General features: G+C 71.0%; 20 protein-coding genes. 7 read left to right on the forward strand and 13 right to left on the reverse strand.

Features of this window, described 5'->3' with window-relative positions:
- Window positions 1–4 precede the first annotated feature (4 nt).
- The 3 genes from WBK31_RS24980 to WBK31_RS24990 are packed head-to-tail and all read right to left on the reverse strand — an operon-like array spanning window position 5 to window position 3,454.
- Window positions 5–1,516: a VWA domain-containing protein gene (locus WBK31_RS24980; protein ID WP_364056486.1), complete on the reverse strand. Its 1,512-nt coding sequence runs from the start codon at window positions 1,514–1,516 to the stop codon at window positions 5–7.
- A gap of 8 nt (window positions 1,517–1,524) precedes the next feature.
- Complete coding sequence (locus WBK31_RS24985) at window positions 1,525–2,916, reverse strand: hypothetical protein (RefSeq protein ID WP_378787269.1); 1,392 nt, start codon at window positions 2,914–2,916, stop codon at window positions 1,525–1,527.
- A gap of 46 nt (window positions 2,917–2,962) precedes the next feature.
- Window positions 2,963–3,454: a hypothetical protein gene (locus WBK31_RS24990; RefSeq protein WP_364056492.1), complete on the reverse strand. Its 492-nt coding sequence runs from the start codon at window positions 3,452–3,454 to the stop codon at window positions 2,963–2,965.
- A gap of 896 nt (window positions 3,455–4,350) precedes the next feature.
- Here WBK31_RS24990 and WBK31_RS24995 point away from each other — a divergent pair.
- Entirely contained in the window at window positions 4,351–4,992 is a 642-nt protein-coding gene (locus tag WBK31_RS24995) for a GntR family transcriptional regulator (protein ID WP_364056494.1), read from the forward strand.
- Window positions 4,993–5,367: 375 nt separating this feature from the next.
- On the opposite strand, the gene WBK31_RS25000 is transcribed toward WBK31_RS24995, so the two are convergent.
- Entirely contained in the window at window positions 5,368–5,880 is a 513-nt protein-coding gene (locus tag WBK31_RS25000) for a DUF1932 domain-containing protein (RefSeq protein WP_378787267.1), read from the reverse strand.
- Between the two features lie 323 nt (window positions 5,881–6,203).
- Here WBK31_RS25000 and WBK31_RS25005 point away from each other — a divergent pair, with 323 nt between their 5' ends.
- Together WBK31_RS25005 and WBK31_RS25010 are read left to right on the forward strand one after the other, a co-directional pair.
- A complete protein-coding gene (locus WBK31_RS25005) occupies window positions 6,204–6,590 on the forward strand; it encodes a hypothetical protein (RefSeq protein ID WP_406673252.1) in 387 nt (128 codons plus the stop codon).
- Window positions 6,571–7,560 (forward strand): catechol 2,3-dioxygenase, encoded by a 990-nt coding sequence (locus tag WBK31_RS25010; protein WP_406673253.1) that lies wholly within the window; start codon window positions 6,571–6,573, stop codon window positions 7,558–7,560. The genes WBK31_RS25005 and WBK31_RS25010 overlap by 20 nt, the downstream gene beginning before the upstream one ends.
- Here WBK31_RS25010 and WBK31_RS25015 read toward each other — a convergent pair.
- From WBK31_RS25015 to WBK31_RS25030, 4 genes are all read right to left on the reverse strand, one after another.
- Complete coding sequence (locus tag WBK31_RS25015) at window positions 7,547–7,960, reverse strand: cupin domain-containing protein (RefSeq protein WP_406673254.1); 414 nt, start codon at window positions 7,958–7,960, stop codon at window positions 7,547–7,549. The two genes, WBK31_RS25010 and WBK31_RS25015, sit on opposite strands and share 14 nt — an antisense overlap.
- A 19-nt stretch (window positions 7,961–7,979) precedes the next feature.
- Window positions 7,980–8,795, reverse strand: coding sequence for a phosphoenolpyruvate hydrolase family protein (locus tag WBK31_RS25020; RefSeq protein WP_364056509.1), 816 nt, complete (start codon window positions 8,793–8,795; stop codon window positions 7,980–7,982).
- A gap of 43 nt (window positions 8,796–8,838) precedes the next feature.
- Window positions 8,839–10,074 carry a Tm-1-like ATP-binding domain-containing protein gene (locus WBK31_RS25025; protein WP_406673255.1) on the reverse strand — a complete coding sequence of 412 codons (1,236 nt, stop codon included), beginning with the start codon at window positions 10,072–10,074 and terminating at the stop codon, window positions 8,839–8,841.
- 111 nt (window positions 10,075–10,185) lie between these two features.
- Entirely contained in the window at window positions 10,186–10,794 is a 609-nt protein-coding gene (locus WBK31_RS25030) for a helix-turn-helix domain-containing protein (RefSeq protein WP_364056515.1), read from the reverse strand.
- A gap of 96 nt (window positions 10,795–10,890) precedes the next feature.
- Between WBK31_RS25030 and WBK31_RS25035 the strand changes: the two genes are divergently transcribed.
- From WBK31_RS25035 to WBK31_RS25045, 3 genes are all read left to right on the forward strand, one after another.
- Entirely contained in the window at window positions 10,891–12,351 is a 1,461-nt protein-coding gene (locus tag WBK31_RS25035; protein WP_364056518.1) for an NCS1 family nucleobase:cation symporter-1, read from the forward strand.
- Window positions 12,348–13,076, forward strand: a complete 729-nt coding sequence (locus WBK31_RS25040; RefSeq protein WP_364056521.1) for an aspartate/glutamate racemase family protein — start codon at window positions 12,348–12,350, stop codon at window positions 13,074–13,076. The genes WBK31_RS25035 and WBK31_RS25040 overlap by 4 nt, the downstream gene beginning before the upstream one ends.
- A 138-nt stretch (window positions 13,077–13,214) precedes the next feature.
- Complete coding sequence (locus WBK31_RS25045; RefSeq protein WP_406673256.1) at window positions 13,215–14,801, forward strand: glycosyl hydrolase family 18 protein; 1,587 nt, start codon at window positions 13,215–13,217, stop codon at window positions 14,799–14,801.
- Between the two features lie 75 nt (window positions 14,802–14,876).
- Here the strand turns inward: WBK31_RS25045 and WBK31_RS25050 are convergent, their stop codons facing one another.
- On the reverse strand, window positions 14,877–15,722 hold the full coding sequence (locus WBK31_RS25050) for an aldo/keto reductase (protein ID WP_364056527.1): 846 nt from the start codon (window positions 15,720–15,722) through the stop codon (window positions 14,877–14,879).
- A 146-nt stretch (window positions 15,723–15,868) separates the two neighbouring features.
- Here WBK31_RS25050 and WBK31_RS25055 point away from each other — a divergent pair, with 146 nt between their 5' ends.
- Window positions 15,869–17,488, forward strand: a complete 1,620-nt coding sequence (locus WBK31_RS25055) for a M28 family metallopeptidase (protein WP_378787256.1) — start codon at window positions 15,869–15,871, stop codon at window positions 17,486–17,488.
- Window positions 17,489–17,623: 135 nt separating this feature from the next.
- Here the strand turns inward: WBK31_RS25055 and WBK31_RS25060 are convergent, their stop codons facing one another.
- From WBK31_RS25060 to WBK31_RS25075, 4 genes are read right to left on the reverse strand one after another with little or no spacing between them, the layout of a single operon-like run.
- The gene (locus WBK31_RS25060) at window positions 17,624–18,985 is read right to left on the reverse strand and encodes a sulfatase-like hydrolase/transferase (RefSeq protein ID WP_378787254.1); all 1,362 of its coding nucleotides are present in this window, start codon (window positions 18,983–18,985) and stop codon (window positions 17,624–17,626) included.
- An 11-nt stretch (window positions 18,986–18,996) separates the two neighbouring features.
- On the reverse strand, window positions 18,997–19,821 hold the full coding sequence (locus WBK31_RS25065; RefSeq protein ID WP_364056535.1) for a carbohydrate ABC transporter permease: 825 nt from the start codon (window positions 19,819–19,821) through the stop codon (window positions 18,997–18,999).
- On the reverse strand, window positions 19,821–20,693 hold the full coding sequence (locus WBK31_RS25070; protein ID WP_364056538.1) for a sugar ABC transporter permease: 873 nt from the start codon (window positions 20,691–20,693) through the stop codon (window positions 19,821–19,823). The genes WBK31_RS25065 and WBK31_RS25070 overlap by 1 nt, the downstream gene beginning before the upstream one ends.
- Entirely contained in the window at window positions 20,690–21,964 is a 1,275-nt protein-coding gene (locus WBK31_RS25075; RefSeq protein WP_406673257.1) for an extracellular solute-binding protein, read from the reverse strand. The genes WBK31_RS25070 and WBK31_RS25075 overlap by 4 nt, the downstream gene beginning before the upstream one ends.
- Window positions 21,965–21,973 lie beyond the last annotated feature (9 nt).

A 21,973-nucleotide genomic window follows, 5' to 3' on the forward strand; every position in this document is an offset into this window, starting at 1 on the left:
TCTCCTAAGCGAGGAAGTTCTTGAGCTCGGACACGAGCTTGCGGATGTGGCCGGAGAGCACGGGGGTGCCCATGGCCTTGAGCTTCTGGCGGTACCACGGGTCGACGCTCGCGTGGCCGGAGCTGTTGACCGAGCCGACGGGGATGAACTTGACCCCCGAACGGTGGATCGCCTCGAAGTCGTTGATCAGTGAGCGGTTGTCGTAGAAGTCGGAGATCCACACCATCACGGTGTTGCGCGGATCGCTGATCTTCGGTCTGGCCTGCGCCATCGCGACCGTGCCGTCGGTGCCGCCGCCGAGCGTGGTGCGCAGCAGCACCTCGAACGGGTCGTGCACCCACGGGGTCAGGTCGAGTGCCCTGGTGTCGTACGCGATGAGGTGCACGTCGACCTTCGGCAGCCCGGCGAAGATGGACGCGAGGATGGTGCAGTTGACCATCGCGTCGACCATCGAGCCCGACTGGTCGACCACCACGATCATGCGGGCCGGGGTGGTGCGCCGGGCGGTCTGCTTGTAGTAGAGGCGGTCGACGTAGAGGCGCTGGTCTTCCTCGTTCCAGTTGGTGAGGTTCTTCCAGATCGTGCGCTCGACGTCGAGGTTGCGGAACACCCGCTTCGGCGGCACCGAACGGTCGATGTCGCCGACACTGGCCTTCTCGACCTGGGTGCGTAGCACCTGCGCCACCTCGTCCACGAACCTGCGGATCAGCGCCTTGGCGTTGGCCAGCGCGACGCCCGACAGGTTCGACTTGTCGTGCAGGAGCTGCTCGATGAGCGACATGCTGGGCGTGAGCTGCTTGGCCAGCGCCGGGTCGGCCAGCACCTCGCGCAGGTGCATGCGCTTGACCAGGTCGCCCTCGATGTTCGCGAGCACCTTGGCCAGCTCTTCGTCGCCGACGCGATGGCGCAGCCCGCCCGGCTCGCAGCCCATGCCGCGCTCGAACCAGGCCGCATCCGACTTCCAGCTCTCCAGCCGGGTCGCGGTGACGTTGCCCGAGCCGGTGGCGAACACGTTCAGCAGCAGCTTCGACACCAGCGCCGCGCGGCGCACCTCGTCGCCGGGGCCGTGGTCCTTGTCGGCCATGAGGTCGTGGAACTCGGCGGCCAGCTCGGGGAAGCGCTGCACGAGGTTGTCGATCGAGACGCCGGGGTCGAGCAGCGCGGGCGGCAGGCCGAGGTCGCCGACGATGCCGACGCTGGCGGTTTCGAGCGCGGGCTCCTCCTCGGGGCTGAACAGCCGCGACAGCAGCCGCCAGTAGAGCACCTGCCGCCGCGTCTGATCGGCACTCTGCCCGCCGCCCTCGGCCACCGCAGGCGAGGCCGCACCCGCGCTCTGCCCGCCTCCGCCGGCCACCGCAGGCGAGCCGCCCGGCAAGGCCGCACCCGCACTTTGCCCGCCTCCGCCGGCCACCGCAGGCGAGCCGCCCGGCGAGGCCGCGTCCTCGGCCGACGAGGTCGTGTCGCCGGCCGGCGTCGCGTTCTCGGTGAGGTCGGTGAGATCGGTGTGTCCATTCATGTGCTCGCTCATTTGCGCAGCAACCGTCCCGCTCGTTCGCGCAGCACCGCGACCACGTCACCGGACCTGGCCTCGGCCTTGACGACCTTGGGGTCGGTGGGGCCCTGCGCCCAGTCGCCGGTGTGCGCCGCAACCGGCTGCTTCTTCACCGTGGCCTGTACGCCCAGCGGCTGGAGCGTCCATCGCCCGGCGTCCCAGCGCAGCAGCCCGATGCAGGCCGTGGACGCCTTGAGCAGCGCGGGCGTGAGCGGGCCGCAGGAGGGCAGCCGGTCGAGGTCGAACGCGATCGTGTGCTCGCCCAGCTTGAGCGAGCTGCCGTCGCTCTTGTACCCCTCGACGAAGACGGGCTCCGCGATGCGTACGGGATGACGGTCGAGCGGCGTCACCGCGGCCGCCGTCGCCACCGGGAGCTGGAGCCTGGCCACCGCGAGCGGGTCGGCCTCATCGCCCGTACGGGCCCTGTCGTCGTGCCAGATGAGGTCGCCGCCCGGCAGCAGCGGCATGTCGGTGATCTCCAGACTGCGATGCTCGGCCAGCGCCGCGAGCAGCGTCGGGTGCCCGCCGAACAGCCGCCACACGGTCGGGCCGACGATGGTGTCGACCTTCGCGGCGGCCACGCTCGTGCGTACCAGCCGGGCCTGCCCGCCTCCCGAGGGCTCCAGGACGGCGTGCACCTGGACGCGTACGGCGGTGGCGTGCTCGTGCACGTCGACGCCCAGAATCAGCAGCCGACCCGACACCTCCTCGGCCTCGTCCCGCCACGGGCCGCGCTGCGCCAGCAGCGTCGCGCGCGTCCACAGGTCGGCCCAGCGGCGCGCGGGCACGCGGTCCATCGTGGCGACCGGCGACGAGGCGCGCAGCTCCGCGGCCAGGCCGTCGAGCAGCACCGCAAGGCCGCGCAGCGCCGGCTCGGCGAGCAGCGCCTCGATCGTCTGGTCGGCGGAGGAGACCAGGTCGTGATCGACCCCGCGCCAGCCCGTGATGGCCAGCTCGCGCAGCCACGCCCGGCATCCGGCCAGCAGATTGTCCGCGACCTCGGCGTCCGGGCCCGGCCCGGCCTGCTCGACGGCGGCGCGGGTACGCCCGAGCGCCGCGTCGAGCCGGGCGAGCAGCGTGTCGTGCACCGCGCCGAACAGCGCCGCCCGGCCGCCGGCCAGCGCCGCCAGGTGCTCGTCCGACACCGAGCCCGCGGCCACCTTCGCCACCGCCTCGGCCAGCCGCTCGCCGACGGGAGTGCCCGCCAGCGCGCCCGCCAGGGCGTTCAGCGCCTGCGCGCGCTCATCGCCGAGCCGCGCTAACCCGTACGTGAGCGCCTCGTCAAATCCCGTCACCAGGGCGAGCGCCTCGTCCACCCCCGCGGGGGCCGCGCCCATCAGCTCTCCGAGCTGTACGTCGAGCATCACCGCACCGCCCTGTCCGTCATGTCTTCCGTCGAGATGAGTGGCATCAGCGCACCGCCCCCGTCGCGGGGAACCAGTGCAGCTCCGCCAGCGGATCGGCGCTGTCGGGCACCTCGAGGTAGGCCAAGTGGCGCAGGAACCTGCTGAACACCACGGCCGCCGGAGTACGCTCGACCGGCCCGTTGACCTGGTCCATCAGCGAGCCGCCCGGCGGCACCTCGATGCGCAGGTAGCGGGCCACCCGGTCGAGCCCGTACTGGACGACCGCCTCGGCCGCCAACGCGTTGATGTGCTTGCACGCGTGGCCGTACAGGCCGCCGCAGGGGCGGTTGTTGTTGGTGCTGCAACTCAGCGCGAGGGTGCCGGCGGCGATCGACGAGACGTAGACCCGCTCGATGTCGGACCCGCTCGACACGACGCCCTGCAACCGGCCGTCGGCCAGCTCGACGAAGGGCACCTTCGCCAGCTTGCGCGGCTGCACGGGCGGCACCACCCGCACGGCGCTACGCTGCTCCCACGCGGTTTCGTCCGCGTCCACGATGTCAGAACCCCCTAACCCCGGCCGGCGCACGAGCGCAGGCGGAAATGCCCGGATCCGTACGGCCGGCTGATCAATTGATCGTGGAACTTACCGAAGCCGACTGACAGAACTCAGCGAAACGATCAAGCCCGCAGGTGGGCCGCTTCTGCGCGCAGGCCGGAGGCTTCTGGGGGCAGGTGAGGCGCTCCCGCGCACACGCGGGCGCTTGAGTGCGACCGCGTTGTCGCCGTGGGCGTGACCGGCGCTCCCACGCACACGCGGGCCGCTTCTCGCGGCAGGTGAGGCGCTCCTGTGCGCAGGTCCGCCACTTCTGCTGACAGGCGAGGCGTTTCCGCCCGCAGGTCGGCCGCTTCCGGCGGCGGACGAGGCGTTTCCGCGCGCACGTGGGACGCTCGGGCGCGCAGGTAGAGCGCTGCCGCGCACAGGCAGGCCGACCTCCGGCGACACGTGGAACGCTCGGGCGCGCAGGTAGAGCGCTGCCGCGCACAGGCAGGCCGACCTCCGGCGACACGTGGGAGGCTGCGCGCGCCCATAGGCCGCATTCAGCGCGGACAGGTGAGGCACCGCCGCTCGCTCTGGCCACGGACGCTTCTGACGGCAGATGAGCCGCTTGTGGCGGCGTGGGCCGCGGTCGTTGTCGGGTGTGTCTCGCGGTTCGCGTTGTCGCGGGGCGCGGAGACGCGGGGCGCGGGGCGCGGAGACGCGAGGCGCAGGGACGCGGAGACGCGAGGCGCAGGGACGCGGAGACGCGAGGCGCAGGGACGCGGGGTGCGGGGCGCGGGGCGCGGAGACGCGAGGCGCGGAGACGCGGGGAAGCAGAGTCCTGGGCGTTCGGAGATTGTTCATAATATTGTCGAACAAGACACCGACCCGATCAGCGCCGGGAGGATCGCGTGACCGCAGGGTCCCCGCGCGGGGAGACGCTGACCGACCGGCTCAGGGCCGCCATCCTCGGCGGCGACTTCGTGCCCAACCAGCGGCTGGTCGAAGCCGACATCTGCGAGCAGTTCAGCGCACCGCGCGCCGCCGTACGCGAGACCTTCAAAGAACTTGCCGGCGAAGGGCTCGTCGAGATCCTGCGCAACAAGGGTGCCAGGGTGCGCGCCGTGTCGAAAGCCGAGGCCATCGAGATCACCGAGGTCCGGATGGTGCTCGAAGGGCTGTCGGCGGCCAAGGCGGCCGAGCGGGTGACGCCCGAGCAGGCCGGCGAGTTGCGGCGGCTGGTGGCCGAGATGCGCACCGCCGTCGACGGCAACGACCTCGACCGCTACTCCGAGCTCAACGCCGCCCTGCACGCCAAGGTGCGCGAGATCGCCGGCCACCGCACGTCGGCGGCCATCATCGAACGGCTGGGCGCGCAGGTGGTCCGCCACAAGTTCCGCCTCGCCCGCCAGCCGGGGCGGGCCGCCGTATCGTTGCCGCAGCACGAGCTGATCGTCGCCGCCATCGTCGCCCGCGACCCGGAAGCGGCCCAGACCGCCATGCAACAGCACCTCCGCAGCGTCGCCAAAGCCCTCGAAGCCACCCTCGAGTGACCCGCTTTCCGGCAGGCTCGCCGTCGGTCCCGCTCCCCGGGGCACGAGCCCGGGTGCGGGGAACTCGCCCGTGCTAGGGCGGCAGCGGGTGTCTCGCTTCCCGGCTGAAGCCGCCGGACTTCCGTGACTCGCCCGTGCTCAGGGGCGGGCGCTACGCACTCGGCCACCGCCAGACGCGGCGGCACCACCTCCCCCTGAGCCCGGGGCAGGGCAGTAGAGCCCGGGGCAGGGCAGTGGGTCGTCGGCCGGCCCCTCCAGCTGGGACACGAGTCCCGCTGCAGAAGACACGCTCCGCCTCCCAGCGCGCAAGACACGCTCCGCCCCCCGACGCAAAAGACACGCTCCGCCTCCCGACGCGAAAGACGCGCTCCGCCATCAGCGCACCCACCCCGTCGGCCAGAGTGGGTCCCCTACGGCCCCCAGAACTGACGGGGCGACGGTGCCACGACGGCCCTTCCAGCGAGCCGCCTCGCTCGCCCACGACCACCTGGCCCGAATGGGCGGACCGCCTTTCGGCGCGGCGAGCCCGCGGGGATCCACGTGGCGCCGGGCGCGGCGGCGCGCCGGTGCGGGGGCGGGGGCGGGGGCGGGTCTCACGTAGTGCGAGGGCTGGGTGGGAGGCCGCTGCGGGTCGCCGTGTCGAGGGTGGCGGCGGTGGCGCGGGTCATGGCGTTGGGGGACGGTGAGGGGGTCGAGCATGGCGGTGGCGGCCTCCATCTCGTGGACGCGGCGCACGCCGTGCTGGGCCGCGCCGCGCAGCAGCCGTACGACGAACTCCTCGTCCGCGTCCGTGACCGTCTCCACGAGATGCTTCCAGAACCAGTCGCCCAGGCCCGCAGCGTCGGCCGCCCGCTGCGACTCGGTGATCAACGCGCTGAGCCCCTTCACCAGGACGCTGCGCAGCGGCTTGCGCGGCGCCGCCTCCGGCCCTCCGTACGGCCCTAGCCGGTACGGATCCAGGCCGCCGACTCAGCATCTCGTTAACAATATTGTCTACATTAACGCTAGAGCGAGCGAAGTAGCCCGGCAACACAAGGCTGATCGCAGGAAGTGTTGACAATCGATCATCAGGCTCTTAGCGTCGGCGCGTGACCACGGCTCCGACCGCACCCAGCACCCTTGCGGGTGATCGGCGCCCACGCGGGCGGCTTCGTCTGGCGGGCGGCCGGCGCCATCGCCCTCGTCACCGGGCTGGCGGCCAGCGCGCCAAGGTGGTCCGCCCCAGCTTCGGCGAGCGCGGCGAGTCCGCGAAGGCGTGGCGGGCCGGCCACACGCTGGAGGAGATCAAGGCGATCCGCCGCGAGGAGGCGGAGAACGCCGCCGCGGCCCTGGGCGCCGAGATCGAGTTCTTCGACGCGGGCGACTATCCCCTGCTGGAGAGCCCCGAGCCGGTGGACCGGCGCGTCATGGGCAGCCCCGGCCCGCGCCACCGCACAGGCCACCTCCAGGTCGAGGTGGAGCTCGACCTGTCCACGAACCCGCCGACGGCGATACGCGCGGCGAACGTACGCACCGCGCCCAAGCTGGTCGACGGGACCGAAATACCCCCGATCCCTAGCCGACGGAGCATGACCTGCCATGAACGCCCTGTTGCATGACGTCGCCCACCTCGGTCACGTCGAACTGCTCACCCCCGAGCCGGAGCGGAGCCTGTGGTTCTTCACCGACATCCTCGGCATGACGCGGGCAGGCGCGGACGGCGACTCGGTCTACCTGCGCACCTATGACGACTACGAGCACCACAGCCTCACGCTGACCGCCCACCGCACCTCCGGCATCCGGGCGACGGGCCTGCGCGCGAGCAGCCAGGAGGCGCTCGACCGCCGGGTACGTGCGATCAAGGACGCGGGGCTCGGCATCGGCTGGCGCGACGGCGAGCCGGGGCGCGGCCCGACGTACGCCTTCCGCGACCCCGACGGCCACGAGCTGCGCCTGTACTGGGAGACCGAGTGGTACGAGCCGCCCGAGGAGCTGCGGCCCGCGCTGAAGAACCAGCCGCAGGCCTACCCTTCGCACGGCATCGGCATCCGCCGCCTCGACCACGTCAACTTCCTGGCCGCCGAGGCGGCGGCGAACGGCGCGTTCATCCGCGACGCGCTCGGCGCCCGGGTGACCGAGCAGATCCGGCTGGACAGCGGCCGCATCTCGGCCCAGTGGCTGCACTTCGCGAACAAGTCGTACGACGTCGTCTACACCGACGACTGGACGGGCACGTCAGGGCGGCTGCACCACCTGGCGTTCGCCACGAACACCCGCGAGGACATCCTGCGCGCCGCCGACATCTGCCTGGAGAACGGCGTGTTCATCGAGACGGGCCCGCACAAACACGCCATCCAGCAGACCTTCTTCCTGTACGTCTACGAGCCCGGCGGCAACCGCATCGAGCTGTGCAACCCGCTCACCAGGCTCATCCTGGCCCCTGACTGGCGCACGATCACCTGGACGGAGGCCGAGCGCGCCAAGGGCCAGGCGTGGGGCCTGAAGACGATCGAGTCGTTCCACACGCACGGCACGCCGCCGGTCGAGACGCAGGACAAGACGCAGGACGAGGGCGTCAGCCCAGCTTGACGGCCCAGCTCGGGTGCTGGCCCGGCGGCAGCTCGACGAAGCCGGGCAGCTCCCGCAGCGCCTCCTCGGCGCCGCCCGGCGTGTACGTCGCGATGATCCGCAGGGGCCGCCACCCGGTGTTGAACGTCGAGTGCGGCGTCCCCATGGGGATGTAGACGGCGTCGCCCGCCTTCACCTCGAACTCGGGCTCGTCGCCGACCATCTGCCGCCCCTCCCCCTCGATGATGTAGAGCACCTCGTCGGAGGCCGGGTGCTGGTGGCGCTCGTGGCCCCGGTCGGGGTTGATCACGACCTCGCCGAACGTGGACGACGCGCCCGGCACGGTGGCCGGGGTGACGTGCCACTTGATCGAGCCCCAGTCGAAGATCATGGTCGGTACGTCTTCGGGCCTGCGGTGCATGGACGGTCTCCCTCGATCGTCAGAGGGCCTTGAAGGCCCGGAGCTGGTCGGCGATGGCGCGCTCGGCGGGCAGGCGCTCCATCGAGGAGGCGCCGAAGAAGCCCGCGATGCCCTTGGTGCGCTCCTGGATGAAGCGGACGTCGTCCGGCTCGGCGATGGGCCCGCCGTGGCACAGGACGATGATGTCGGGGTTGACGGCCACGGCGGCGTCGTGCATCTCCTGCACGCGTACGGCCGACTCCTCCAGGGTGAGCGCGGTCTTGGCGCCGATGCTGCCCTTGGTGGTCAGCCCCATGTGCGGTACGAGGATGTCGGCGCCGGCCTGCGCCATGGCGGTGGCCTGCTCGGGCGTGAAGACGTAGGGGGCGGTGAGCATGCCGCGCTCGGCGGCCAGCCGGATCATCTCGATCTCCAGGTCGAACCCCATGCCGGTCTCCTCCAGGTTCGTACGGAAGACACCGTCGATGAGGCCGACCGTGGGGAAGTTCTGGACGCCGGTGAAGCCCATGGCCGCGAGCTGGTCGAGGAACTGCGGCATGAGCCGGAACGGGTCGGTGCCGCACACCCCGGCGAGCACGGGGGTGTCCTTGACGACCGGCAGCACCTCGCCGGCCATCTCGACCACGATCGCGTTGGCGTCCCCGTACGGCAGCAGCCCGGCCAGCGAGCCGCGCCCGGCCATCCGGAACCGGCCCGAGTTGTAGATGATGATGAGATCGACGCCGCCGGCCTCGGCGGCCTTGGCCGACAGGCCGGTGCCCGCGCCGGCTCCGATGATCAGCCGGCCCGCGTTCCGCTCGGCGCGCAGCCTGCCGAGCGCCTCCTCACGGTTCATGCCGTCCTCCCTTCCTGCGCCCGGCGGGTACCCCCGGCGCGTCTCATGCCGTCCCCTTCTGGATGAGCTCGTGCAGCCGCTCGGCGGCGGCGACCGCGAATGCGGGCTTGTTGATGTCGTCGGCGCTCTCCACCACCTGCACGTCGCCGCCCGCCACGGCCGCGAGCACGGCGTCGAAGCAGGCGGCGTCGGCGGCCGGGTCGTGGAACGGCCCGCCGGGCACGTCCACGGCGGAGACGCCGCCGCGCGGCACGAACAGCGCGGTGGGCCCGCTGGCGGCGGCCAGCTTCGCGCCGATGCGCCGGCCCAGCTCGGCGTTCTCCTCGGGCGTCGTCCGCATCAACGTGACGGTCGGGTTGTGCACGAGGAGGTTGCGGTCGCGGAACCGGTCGGGGACGGTCTCCATCGGCCCGAAGTTGACCATGTCGAGCGCGCCCAGGCTCACGACCTGGGGAACCCCGGCGGCTCCCGCCGCGGTGAGCCGGTCCGGCCCCGCCGACAGCACGCCGCCCACGAGGTCGTCGGCCAGCTCGGTGGTGGTGAGGTCGAGCACCCCGGCGAAGTAGCCGCTCGCGATGAGCGCCTCCATGGCCCGGCCGCCCGAGCCGGTGGCGTGGAAGACGATCACCTCGTAGCCCAGCTCCTCAAGGCGCGCGCGGGCGGCGTCCACGGCGTGCGTGGTGACGCCGAACATCGTGGCCGCCACCAGCGGCCGATCGTCGCCGGTCGGTCCGGTACGGCTGCGGGCGTCGTACGCGGCGGCCATCCCCGCGATCGCCGCGGCGGCGTTGCCGAGGATCTGCCGGGAGATCGAGTTGACCCCGGCCACGTCGACGACGCTGTACATGAGCGTCACGTCGCTCTGCCCCACGTACGCCGACACGTCGCCGGACGCCATGGTCGAGACGAGCAGCTTGGGCAGGCCGACGGGCAGCGCCGCCATGGCGGCGGCCGCGATCGAGGAGCCGCCGCTGCCGCCCAGCGCCAGCACGCCGCTCAGCCGGCCCTGCTCGTGCAGGTCGCGGGCGATGCGCGCGGCACCGGCGGCCATGGCGCGCAGCGCCGCGCCCCGATCGCCCGCACTGCGCAGCCGTTCCAGGCTCTCCCCGCCCGCCTCGGCCACCTCCTCGGCCGCAACGTCGGGCACCAGCGCTCTGGCGCCGGCCATGACGCCCGTGTCGACGAGGACGACCTCCTGTCCCGCCGCCGTGATCAGGTCACGGACGTAGGCGTACTCGGCGCCCTTGGTGTCGAGCGTGCCCAGCAGTAGTACCGCCATGCCGGTCTCCTTCAGGGACGACGCGTTCGCTGCCATCCGACAGCCTGCCCAGCCGCACAGGGGATCACGCCTGCGACATCGCGCCCGTGAAGGAGCCGGTGGAGGAGCAGGTCAGCGGCCGTGCACGATCAGCCAGGTGGCGACGGCGGTGACGGTGTCCGAGCGGTTGCCGATGATGTGGGGGCGGCTGCACGGGAACGTGATCGAGTCGCCCTCGGCCAGCGTGACGGTCTCCGACTCGAACTCGATCGTCAGCTCCCCCGCCGTCACCGTGCCGACCTCGTAGCCCTCGTGGTGCAGGAAGCGGCCGTGCGCGGTGGAGACCGCGTGCGGCGGATAGGTGGACTCGAAGAACTCGACGTCTGGGGTCGGGCGGGGTGAGAGCCTGCGGAACGTCACTCCCCCGCCGAGCCTGATGGGCGCCGTCTCGCCCGCCCGCGCCACCAGAACCTCGCTCCCAGCGCTACTGCCGGGCGGTCCCGGCTCGTACCCGTCGAAGACCGCCGCGAGCGGCGCTCCGATGGCCGACACGTACGCGATGAGCCTGCTCACCGACGGCCGCATCGTGCCGCGCTCGATCTGGGACACCGCGCTGGGCGAGATGCCGAGCTCCCTGGCCACCGCCCGCAGCGACTTGCCGGACTCCGTGCGCAGCTCCCGCAGCCGCTTGCCGAGCCGCTCGCCGCTGATCGCCTCCAGGCCCTCCATGGCCTCCGTCACACGTCTTTAACACTTGCGCAATCGGGCCGAACGCCCTCAAGTGTTAAGTGATGGCTTAACACCGTCCGGCGACCCTACCCCCCAAGGATGCCGCACATGACACAGCCCACCGTCGCCCAAGCCCCGCCCCACGACCCACGGCTCACCAACGCGGACCTCGCTCCGCTGCGCGAACAGACCTGGTCGTCGTACAACATCTTCGCCTTCTGGATGTCCGACGTGCACAGCGTCGGCGGCTACGTCACCGCGGGCAGCCTGTTCGCGCTGGGCCTGGCGAGCTGGCAGGTGCTCTTCGCGCTGCTCGCCGGCATCGTCATCGTCAACGTCTTCTGCAACCTGGTGGCCAGGCCCAGCCAGGTCACCGGGGTGCCGTATCCGGTGATCAACCGGGTGGTGTTCGGCGTGCTCGGCGCGAACATCCCGGCCATCGTGCGCGGCTCGATCGCCATCGCCTGGTACGGCGTGCAGACCTACCTCGCCTCGCAGTCGCTCATCATCATCTTCCTGAAGTTCTGGCCGGCCACGGCCGCGCTCAACGAGCCGACGTTCCTCGGCCTGTCCGCGCTCGGCTACATCTGCTACGCGATCCTGTGGGTGGCGCAGGCGGCGGTGTTCTGGCGCGGCATGGACGCGATCCGCCGCTTCGTGGACTGGGCCGGGCCCGCCGTGTACGTGGTCATGCTGGTGCTGGCCGTCTACCTGGTGAGCCGGGCCGGATGGGAGAACATCAGCCTCGACCTGTCGCAGGGCGAGAGCCTGGGCTTCGCCGAGTCGATCCCGGTGATGCTGAGCGCGATCGCACTGGTCGTGTCGTACTTCTCGGGGCCGATGCTGAACTTCGGCGACTTCTCCCGCTACGGCCGCTCGTTCGAGGCGGTCAAGCGCGGCAACCTCCTCGGCCTGCCGGTCAACTTCCTGTTCTTCTCCCTGCTGACGGTCATCACGGCCTCGGCCACGGTGCCGGTGTTCGGCGAGCTGATCACCGACCCGATCCACACCGTGCAGCGCATCGACACGCCGTTCGCGATCCTGCTGGGCGGCCTGACGTTCGTGATCGCGACCGTGGGCATCAACATCGTGGCGAACTTCATCTCGCCGGCGTTCGACTTCTCCAACGTCAGCCCGCAGCGCATCAGCTGGCGCACCGGCGGGATGATCGCGGCGGTCGGCTCGGTGCTGCTCACCCCGTGGAACTGGTACGGCAACCCCGATGCCATCCACTACACGCTGGGCCTGCTGGGCGCGCTGATCGGGCCGCTGTTCGGCATCCTGATCGCGGGCTACTACGTGTGCGCGCGGCAGCGGGTCTCGGTGGACGAGATGTTCACGCTGGACCCGGGCGGGCGCTACTGGTTCAGCAAGGGCTACAACCCCAACGCGGTGTGGGCCACGGCGGCGGCCGGGGTGCCGGCCATCGCCGCGGTGCTGGTGCCGAAGTGGGTCACGGCGGTCGAGCTGGCCTGGCTGGCCGACTTCAGCTGGTTCATCGGCTGCGGGCTCGGGTTCGCGGCGATGGTGCTGCTGGAGCGGCGCGTACCGAGGATCATTCCGGCATGACCCGTATCCGTGTGATCAACCCGAACACCGCCCTGGCCATGACCGAGTCCATCGGCCGGTGCGCCAGGGCGGTGGCGTCGCCGTCCACCGAGGTGACGGCGGTGAGCCCGGCCATGGGGCCGGAGTCGATCGAGAGCCACTACGACGAGGCGCTGGCGGTGCCGGGGGTGCTGGCGGAGATCGCGGCGGGCGAGCGCGAGGGCGTGGACGCGTACGTGATCGCCTGCTTCGGCGACCCCGGCCTGGACGCGGCGCGCGAGCTTGCGACGGGCCCGGTGCTGGGCATCGCCGAGGCCGCGATGCACGCCGCCACGATGGTCGGCAGGACGTTCAGCGTGGTGACCACGCTGGCCAGGACCACCGGCAGGGCGTGGGACCTCGCGCACCGGTACGGCTTCGCCGCCGCCTGCCGGGGCGTGCACGCCTGCGAGATCCCCGTGCTCGACCTGGAGAAGCCGCCGGCCCGCGCGGCGGTGACCGAGCTGTGCGCGGAGGTGGCCGAGCGGGACGGCAGCGACGCGATCGTGCTGGGCTGCGCGGGCATGGCGGACTTCTGCGCCGAGGTGTCGCGGGCGACGGGCGTGCCGGTGATCGACGGGGTGGCGGTGGCGACGCGGTTCGCCGAGTCGCTGGTGGCGCTGGGGCTGCGGACGAGCACGCGCGGCGAGTACGCCCCGCCACGCCCCAAGCGCTATTCGGGCCTGCTGCGCGACTTCACGATCTGACACGTTCCTGACACAGAGGTCTTGACTGCCTGCACAGGTCGGGGTTACTGTCGGCACACAACTGACAGGAAAGTTTCCTAATAGTTGATCCCAGACATCCCATCCCCCGTACACCCCTCGACCGGATGTCGGAGCATCATGAAGAACCCCACCTTGAGCAAGGCCCTCGCCGGGCTGGCCGCTCTGGCGCTGCCGCTCACCGCGGTCGTCGCCGGGTCCGGCCCGGCCCTCGCCTCCACCACCTCCCCCTCCTCCGCGCTGTCCGCCCCGCTCTCGGCCCCGCTCGCCGCCGCGCAGGCGACCGAGTGGGCGGCCGGGACCTCGTACACGGCCGGCACGCGCGTCACGTACAACGGCGTCGAGTACGAATGCATCCAGAGCCACACCGCGCTGCCCGGCTGGGAGCCGCCGAACGTCCCCGCCCTGTGGAAGCAGGTCTCAGGCGACGACGGCGGAGACCCCGGTGACGGCGGCGACCCCGGTGACGGCGGCGACCCCGGTGACGGCGACGGAGACAACGGCGACCCTGGCGACGGCGGCGGCCCCGGTGACGGGGGCGACGGCGGAGACGACGGCGGCCCCGGTGACGGCGACGGCGGCGACGACGGGGACAAGAAGGTCCTCGGCTACTTCGTGAACTGGGGCGTCTACCAGCGCAACTACCACGTCAAGAACATCGACACGAGCGGCTCGGCGGCCAAGCTGACGCACATCAACTACGCGTTCGGCAACGTGACGAACGGCCAGTGCGCGATCGGCGACAGCTACGCCGACTACGACCGCTTCTACCAGGCGAACGAGAGCGTGGACGGCGTCGCCGACACCTGGGACCAGGGCGCGCTGCGCGGCAGCTTCAACCAGCTCCGCAAGCTGAAGCAGAAGTACCCGCACATCAAGGTGCTGTACTCCTTCGGCGGCTGGAGCTGGTCCGACGGCTTCGGCCAGGCCGCGCAGAACCCGGCCGCGTTCGCCGAGTCCTGCTACCGCCTGGTGGAGGACCCGCGCTGGGCCGACGTCTTCGACGGCATCGACATCGACTGGGAGTACCCGAACGCCTGCGGTGAGACCTGCGACTCCAGCGGCCCCGCCGCGTTCAGGAACCTCATGCAGGCGCTGCGCGCCCGCTTCGGCCCCGACTACCTGGTCACCGCGGCGATCACCGCCGACGGCACGGACGGCGGCAAGATCGACGCGGCCGACTACGCCGGCGCCGCGCAGTACGTCGACTGGTACAACGTCATGACCTACGACTACTTCGGTGCCTTCGCGCCGCAGGGCCCGACGGCCCCGCACTCGCCGCTCACCTCCTACCCCGGCATCCCGACACAGGGCTTCTACTCGGATGCGGCCATCCAGAAGCTGAAGAGCAAGGGCGTGCCGGCGAGCAAGCTGCTGCTCGGCATCGGCTTCTACGGCCGCGGCTGGGCCGGGGTCACGCAGGCGGCGCCCGGCGGCACCGCGACCGGTCCGGCGCCCGGCACGTACGAGCAGGGCATCGAGGACTACAAGGTGCTCAAGACGCGCTGCCCGGCCACCGGCACGGTCGGAGGCACGGCGTACGCGTACTGCGGGAACCAGTGGTGGAGCTACGACACGCCGGCCACGATCGGCGGCAAGATGAGCTACTCGAAGGACCAGGGCCTCGGCGGCGCGTTCTTCTGGGAGCTCAGCGGCGACACGACGAACGCCGAGCTGCTCACGGCCATGAAGAACGGCCTGAGCTGATCCCCATCACGGTGGGCAGGCCCTCCCCGCGCGGCGGAGGGCCGGCCTTTCCGCGTCTACATCACCGTCCCCGGCTCAGCTGAGCTCGGCGAACTGCTCGGCGGTGAGCGTCACGGTGGAGGCGCCCAGGTTCTCCTCCAGGTGGGCGATCGACGACGTGCCGGGGATCGGCGCGACCACCGGCGAGCGGGCCAGCAGCCAGGCCAGGCTGACCTGCGCGGGCGTCGCGCCGAGCAGCTTGGCGACGTTGTCGACGGGACCGCCGGGCGCGGCCAGCGTGCCCTTGGCGATGGGGCTGTAGGGGATGAACACGATGCCCTGCTCGGTGCAGTGGTCGAGCACGCCCTCGGAGAAGCGGTTGGTCAGGTTGTAGCGGTTCTGTACGGAGACGATGTCGGCGATCCGCCGCGCCTGCTCCAGCTCGTCGACGGTCACCTCCGACAGGCCGATGGCGGCGATCTTGCCCTCGTCCTGCAGCGCCTTCAGCTCGCCGATCTGGTCCTCAAGCGGCACCTTCGGGTCGATGCGGTGCAGCTGCAGCAGGTCGAGCCGCTCCTGGCCGAGCCTGCGCAGGCTCATCTCGACCTCCTGCCGCAGGTACTCGGGACGGCCCACGGCGTGCCACTGGCCGGGCCCGGTGCGCACGAAACCGGCCTTGGTGGCGATCAGCAGATCCTCGGGGTACGGGTGCAGCGCCTCACGGATGATCTCCTCGCTGACGTACGGGCCGTAGGAGTCGGCCGTGTCGATGAGGTTCACCCCCAGCTCCACAACGCGCCGCAAAAGCTTGACGGCCGCGTCCCGATCGGCGGGCGGCCCCCAGACGCCCGGGCCGGTCAGGCTCATGGCGCCGAAGCCGAGACGGTGCACGGTCTTGCCGCCGATGGTGACGGTGCCGGTGGACGGGAGGGAGATGGACATGACAGTTCCTCGTTTCCGAGAGTGACGTTCCAAGTCCGTGATGCAACGGATACGCGGACAAATCTTCCCTATCACCCGCCCGATGAATACGTTTCGGGGCACGTGCGAATAATGACCCGGTTCACCCTCCACGTTCGAGGAGCACCATGGCTTCCCGCTTACGTAACGGCATGCTCGGCGCCATCACCGCCGTGGCCGTGGCCCTGTCACCCCTCGCCTTCACCGGAACCGCCGCCGCGCACGGCGGCCAGCACGGCGGGCACGGTGGTCACGGCGGTCACGGCAAGCCCGGCGGACCGGGCGGGCACGGGCCGAAGGACCCCGTCACGAAGGAGGTCGCCAAGCTCGTCAAGGCCGTGTCCGGCAAGAACGTCAAGAAGCACCTCAGGGAGTTCCAGGCCATCGCCGACGCCAACGACGGCACCCGCGTCTCCGGCACCCGCGGGTTCGACGCCTCCCGCGACTACGTGGCCGGCAAGCTGCGCAGGGCCGGCGACAAGGTGACGATCCAGCCCTTCGAGTTCGTCTTCGACGGCTACATCACCCCGCCCGTGCTGCAGCGGACCAGCGGGACGCCGAAGACGTACACGTACGGGTTCTTCAGCGACTACGTGGCGATGGGCGACTCGCCCGCCGGGTCGGTCAGCGGCACCGTGCAGGCCGTGGACCTGACGCTGCCGCCGGGACCGGAGAACAGCTCGACCTCCGGCTGCGAGCCTGAGGACTTCGCCGGCTTCACCCCCGGGAACATCGCGCTCATGCAGCGCGGCACCTGCGACTTCCGCGTGAAGGCGGACAACGCGGCGGCCGCGGGCGCCATCGGGGCCATCGTCTTCAACGAGGGCCAGGAGGGACGCACCGAGGTGGACCTCAACCCGGTGCTCGGCGGGCCCGGCGTGACGATTCCGACGTTCTTCACCCGCTTCTCCGTCGGCGAGGAGCTGGCCGCGGCCGGCACCGCGGTCACCATGAACTGGGACCCGATCGTGGAGACCAGGACCACCTACAACGTGATCGCACAGAGCAAGAAGGGCGACCCGAACAAGGTCGTCATGCTCGGCGCCCACCTCGACGGCGTGCAGGAGGGGCCCGGCATCAACGACAACGGGTCCGGCAGCGCGGGCGTCCTCGAGGTGGCCCTGCAGGCGGCCAAGCTCAAGCCCAGGAACCAGCTCCGCTTCGCCTTCTGGGGCGCAGAGGAGTTCGGCCTGCTCGGCTCCGAGCACTACGTGGCCTCGCTGAGCGAGGAGGAGCGAGCCAAGATCAAGCTGTACCTGAACTTCGACATGATCGGCTCGCCCAACTACACGTTCGGCATCTACGACGGTGACGGCGACGCGTTCGGCACCGCCGGTCCTCCCGGCTCCGACAAGATCGAAGAGGACTTCGAGAAGTTCTTCACCGGGCGGCGGCTGCCCTTCACCGCCTCCGCGTTCACCGGACGCTCGGACTACGGGCCGTTCATCGAGGCCGGGATCCCGGCGGGCGGCCTGTTCACCGGGGCCGAGGAGCGCAAGACCGAGGAGGAGGCGGCGATCTTCGGCGGCACGGCGGGCCTCCCGCTCGACCCGTGCTACCACAGCGCCTGCGACACGATCACGAACATCAACGACTTCGCTCTTGACGTGAACTCCGACGCCATCGCGACGCTGACCGGCACGTACGCGTTCGACATCGGCGACATCGGCGCCACGCGGCCCGCCCCGGCGAGCGCGGCGCGCAGCGCCGGGAAGCACACGCACCAGCCCGCCGGCTCGGCGAGCTGATCCCCGCGTGCGCCTCTCCACCCTGCAAGAGGAGGGGGGTGGAGAGGCGCACGCATGCCGGGGCCGTGCCGGCTCGCCCGGGCGCAGGGGCCGCGCCTTCAGACACGCCCAGCGCCGGCTCAGGCCACGCCGGGCTCAGGGGCGGGGCTGGTGGCCGAAGCGGACCGGTTTCACGCCGTGCGTCCGGGCCGCCGGGTCGGGCATCGCCTGGTTGCGGCTCGGGACGGGCTCGGCGGGCTCGATGACCGGCTCGGCCTCGCCCGCCGCGACGATCCGGCGTACCAGCCGCTCCCGCAGCTCCGCCGCGACCTGCGCGTGCGAGGCGTGCCCGGCCAGGTTGACCAGCTCGTACGGGTCGTTGACCACGTCGTACAGCGCCTGCTCGCGATAGCGGGCGGCGGCCGGGTCGTCCCAGGGGTCGGCGTCCTCGGCGACGGCGTAGTACTTCCACCGGGACGTACGGATGCCGCGCCCCACCTCCGACTCGCTCACCTGGAAGAACACCTCTTCCGGCCAGTCGGCGCCGGGATCGCGCAGCAGCGGCAGGAACGAGCGCCCCTGCATCTCCTCGGGCACCGGCAGCCCGGCCGCGTCCAGGAGCGTCGGCGGCAGGTCGATGGTGCTGACCGGCCGGGAGATCGCACCACCGCCGTCGAAGCCGGGCCCGCGCAGCGCCAGCGGCACCCGCAGCGAGGCGTCGTGGCAGGAGCGCTTGTACTCGGCGTTGCGGGTCTTGAAGTGGTTTCCGTGGTCGGAGGTGTAGGCGACGATCGTGTCGTCGAGCAGGTCCATGCTGCGCAGCGCGTCGAGCAGCCGGCCGAGCCCTTCGTCGAGGCGTTTGACCTGGCCGAGGTAGCCGCCCATGTGCCGGTGCGCGGTGCCGCCGAGCGTGGCGAGGTCGGGCGGCATCCAGGTGCCCTGGTAGCGCTCCTCGTAGCCGTCGGGCGCGGGATAGTTGTCCAGCTCGTTCTGGTGGTGCGGCTCCAGGAACGACAGGAACAGGAAGAACGGCTCGTCCGCGTGGTCGGCAACGAACCGCACGGCGGCGTCCACCAGCGCGTCGGAGCGGTAGCCGGGCAGCATGACGGGCTCGTTCGCCTCGTCGAAGACGATCGTGCGGTAGGCGTCGGAGGTGTGCTCCAGCGCGTTGGCGGCCAGCCAGCTCTGGTAGCCGCCGCGCTGGTGCTCGGGCACCGGCTCTTGCCCGGCCAGGTGCCACTTGCCGATGTAGCCGGTGGCGTCGCCGGCCGCGCCGAAGTGGTGGGCGAGCGTGCGCTCTTCCGGCGGCAGGACGCGGCCGTTGCGGTGCACGCCGGTCGTGGTCGGGTAGCGGCCGGTCTGGAGCGCCGCGCGGGCCGGCGCGCACACGGGCTGCGGTGTGAGCGCGACCGTGGCCTGCGTGCCGTGCCTGGCCATGCGGTCGAGGTTGGGGGTGAGCGGGCCGACGGTGTCCCACCGCTGCTGGTCGGTGAAGACGACGATCACGTTGGGGCGCAAAAGGGAGACTCCTATCGAAGGCCGGTGAGGGCGATGCCCCGCACGAAGTATCTCTGGGTGAAGACGAACAACAGCGCCGTGGGCACGAACAGGATCACCGAGCCGGCCGCCGTGAGGTGCCACAGCGTGAAGTACTCCTGGTTGAACAGGGTGAGGCCGACCGGGATCGTCCGCATCTCGGGCGTGCTGGTGGCGACCAGCGGCCAGAGGAACTCGTTCCACTGGAAGACGAAGGTGAACAGCGCGAGCACGGCGAGCGCGGGCCGGGTCTGCGGCAGGATGACGCTGCGGTAGATGCGCAGCTCGGAGGCTCCGTCGATGCGGGCCGCGCTGATCAGGTCGTCGGGGATCGGCTGGATGAACTGCCGCATGAGGAAGATCCCGAACGCGTCCATGAGGAACGGCGTGATGAGCCCCTGGTAGGTGTTCAGCCATCCCAGGTTGGCCATCATCACGTACAGCGGGATCATCCGTACGAAGAACGGCACCATGAGCGTGGCGAGCAGCGCCACGAACAGCGTGTTGCGCAGCGGGAAGCGGAACTTCGCGAACACGTAGCCGACGAGCGGGTCGAAGATCAGGTGCGACAGCGTGATCGCGCCCGCCACGACGAGGCTGTTGACGATGAAGTCGCCGAACGGCGCGCGGGCGAACAGCTCGGCGTAGTTGCCCCACTGCGGGCTCTCCGGCCACAGCACGGCGCTCGCCGCCAGCGTCTCGGCCTCGGTCTGCAGCGACAGCGAGACCATGTAGAGCAGCGGCAGCACCGTCACCAGGCTCGCCAGCGTGAGCAGCGTGTAGAGCAGCACCTTGCGGCGCACCGTCATCCGTTCCATCAGTACGTCACCTCGCCCCGCCGCCCGGCCCGAAGCTGGATCACGGTGAACGCCACGATCACGAGGAGCAGCAGCACCGACTGCGCCGAGGAGTAGCCGAAGTCCCTGGTGCGGAAGGCCACGTTGAAGATGTGGAAGACGGTCAGGTCGGTGGCGTCGCCGGGCCCGCCGCCGGTGATGATGTACGCCTGCCCGAACGCCTGCAGCCCCGAGATGACCGCCATGACCGACACGAACAGCGTGGTCGGCCCGAGCAGCGGCAGCGTGATCCGCCAGAAGCGGCGCCAGGCGTCCGCCCCGTCGATCTTGGCGGCCTCGTGGTAGGTCTCGGGGATGCCCTGCAGACCGGCGAGGAACAGCACCATCGTGTAGCCGACGCTCTGCCAGAGCGTGACGGCGGCGATGGTGAGCAGCGGCGCGGTGTTGAGCCACTGCTGGGTGGGCAGGCCGAGCGCGAGCAGCACCCGGTTGAGCACGCCCAGCTCGGGGTCGAGGATGTTGCGCCACAGCAGCCCGACGATCGCCACCGAGGTGAGGTACGGCACCAGCAGCAGCACGCGGAAGGCCACCCGCCCCTTGAGCGGCTGGTCGATGGCCAGCGCCAGCGCCAGCCCGAGCACGATGGAGCCGATCACGACCAGCACCGCGAAGACCGCCGTGACGAGGAACGAGTGCCGCACCGACGGGTCGGACAGCGCCTGGGCGTAGTTGCTCAGGCCGGTCCACTGGTCGGCCATCGGCCCGGTGCGGAAGCCGGTGGCGATCACGTTGCCGATCGGCAGGTAGAACAGCGCCGCGAAGAACAGGATGGCCGGCAGCAGGAAGAGGTAGGCGGTCCGCGCGTACCGGCCGGAGAGCGTGCGCGGCCTCACTTGAGGTAGCCCTCCGCCGTCTTCGCGAACTCGGTCAGCACCTCGGCGGCCGGGCGGTTCTGGATGATCACCTGCTGGTACATCACCTTGAGCTGCTCTTCCCACTTGCCGAACCGCCCGGTCAGCCGCACCTCCTGCGAGGAGTCCTTCGCCTGCGGCAGCGCGTCGGCGAACACCTTGATGACCGGGTCGGTCTGCACCTCGGGCAGCTCGGCCCAGGACTTGCGGGGCATGAGCATGCCGGTCTCCTTGGTGGCGGCCTGCTCGACCTCGAGGGCGGTGACGCGCTTGATGAAGTCCCACGACAGCTCGGGCCTGCTCGCCTTGGCCGGCACGAACAGGCTGACCCCGGCCGCCTGGGTGGCCTGCACCTTGTGCTTGAGCGGCGGCGCGACGCCGAGGTCGATGTCGGGGCTGGTCTTCCTGATCGGGTCGAGGTCCCAGGGCCCGGTGAGGATCATCGCGGCGCGCCCCGCGGAGAACAGCTTCTGCGGGCCCGAGTAGTCGGTGCCCGTGACCGGCACGGGGGCGACCTTGTGCTTGTGGATGAGGTCGGCCTGGAACTGCAGGGCCTCGATCGCGTCCTCCAGCGGCGTCATGGCCTTGCCGGTCCCGGCGTCGTACGGGGTGACGCCCGCCTGCATCATCCACGGCCACATGTAGGAGTAGTCCTGGTTGAGCGCGACGCCGTACACGCCGTCCTTGGTCAGCTTCTTCGCCGCTTCGAGGAACTCCTCCCAGGTGGTGGGCACCTCGACGCCCGCGTCCCTGAGCATCGCCTTGTTGTAGAGCAGGGTGTTGCAGGTCAGGTGGAGCTGCACGCCGTACACCTTGCCCTGGTAGGAGTTGCGCTCGACGGTCACCGGCTGCCAGTCGGAGGGGAAGCCCATGGCCTGGCCGTCGCGGTCGACGAAGTCCTGCAGCGAGCGGGCGTTTCCGGAGACGGCGAACTCCTGTACCCACCCGCCGGGCTCCTCCACCAGGTCGGGCACGGTGCCGGAGGCGAAGTCGGCGAGCAGCCTGGTGCGCAGGTCGGGCCACTGGTACTTCTGCAGGTTGACGGTGACCTTGTGTGCCTGCTCGAACTCGGCGATCACCTTGCGGTAGGCCTGGTAGTCGTGGCCGGCGTTCCAGTAGACGGTGAAGGTGCCGGGGTCGGCGCTCTGGGTGGCCGGCGCTCCCGCGCACGACGACAGGGCCGGCACGCCGGCGGCGGCGGTGGCCGCGCCGAGGAGCCGGAGCAGATCACGGCGTGAGGGGTGAGCGGGCATCGTGGGGTT

The organism is Nonomuraea sp. N2-4H (genome assembly GCF_045291505.1).
Classification (GTDB): Bacteria; Actinomycetota; Actinomycetes; order Streptosporangiales; family Streptosporangiaceae; genus Nonomuraea; species Nonomuraea fastidiosa.

Bases quoted from the DNA above. Each gene is read 5' to 3' on its own strand.
- WBK31_RS24980 (WP_364056486.1), bottom strand. From the start codon at position 1,516: ATGAATGGACACACCGATCTCACCGACCTCACCGAGAACGCGACGCCG.
- WBK31_RS24985 (WP_378787269.1), bottom strand. From the start codon at position 2,916: ATGCTCGACGTACAGCTCGGAGAGCTGATGGGCGCGGCCCCCGCGGGG.
- WBK31_RS25010 (WP_406673253.1), top strand. From the start codon at position 6,571: ATGAACGCCCTGTTGCATGACGTCGCCCACCTCGGTCACGTCGAACTG.
- WBK31_RS25015 (WP_406673254.1), bottom strand. From the start codon at position 7,960: ATGCACCGCAGGCCCGAAGACGTACCGACCATGATCTTCGACTGGGGC.
- WBK31_RS25020 (WP_364056509.1), bottom strand. From the start codon at position 8,795: ATGAACCGTGAGGAGGCGCTCGGCAGGCTGCGCGCCGAGCGGAACGCG.
- WBK31_RS25025 (WP_406673255.1), bottom strand. From the start codon at position 10,074: ATGGCGGTACTACTGCTGGGCACGCTCGACACCAAGGGCGCCGAGTAC.
- WBK31_RS25035 (WP_364056518.1), top strand. From the start codon at position 10,891: ATGACACAGCCCACCGTCGCCCAAGCCCCGCCCCACGACCCACGGCTC.
- WBK31_RS25040 (WP_364056521.1), top strand. From the start codon at position 12,348: ATGACCCGTATCCGTGTGATCAACCCGAACACCGCCCTGGCCATGACC.
- WBK31_RS25045 (WP_406673256.1), top strand. From the start codon at position 13,215: ATGAAGAACCCCACCTTGAGCAAGGCCCTCGCCGGGCTGGCCGCTCTG.
- WBK31_RS25050 (WP_364056527.1), bottom strand. From the start codon at position 15,722: ATGTCCATCTCCCTCCCGTCCACCGGCACCGTCACCATCGGCGGCAAG.
- WBK31_RS25055 (WP_378787256.1), top strand. From the start codon at position 15,869: ATGGCTTCCCGCTTACGTAACGGCATGCTCGGCGCCATCACCGCCGTG.
- WBK31_RS25065 (WP_364056535.1), bottom strand. From the start codon at position 19,821: ATGGAACGGATGACGGTGCGCCGCAAGGTGCTGCTCTACACGCTGCTC.
- WBK31_RS25075 (WP_406673257.1), bottom strand. From the start codon at position 21,964: ATGCCCGCTCACCCCTCACGCCGTGATCTGCTCCGGCTCCTCGGCGCG.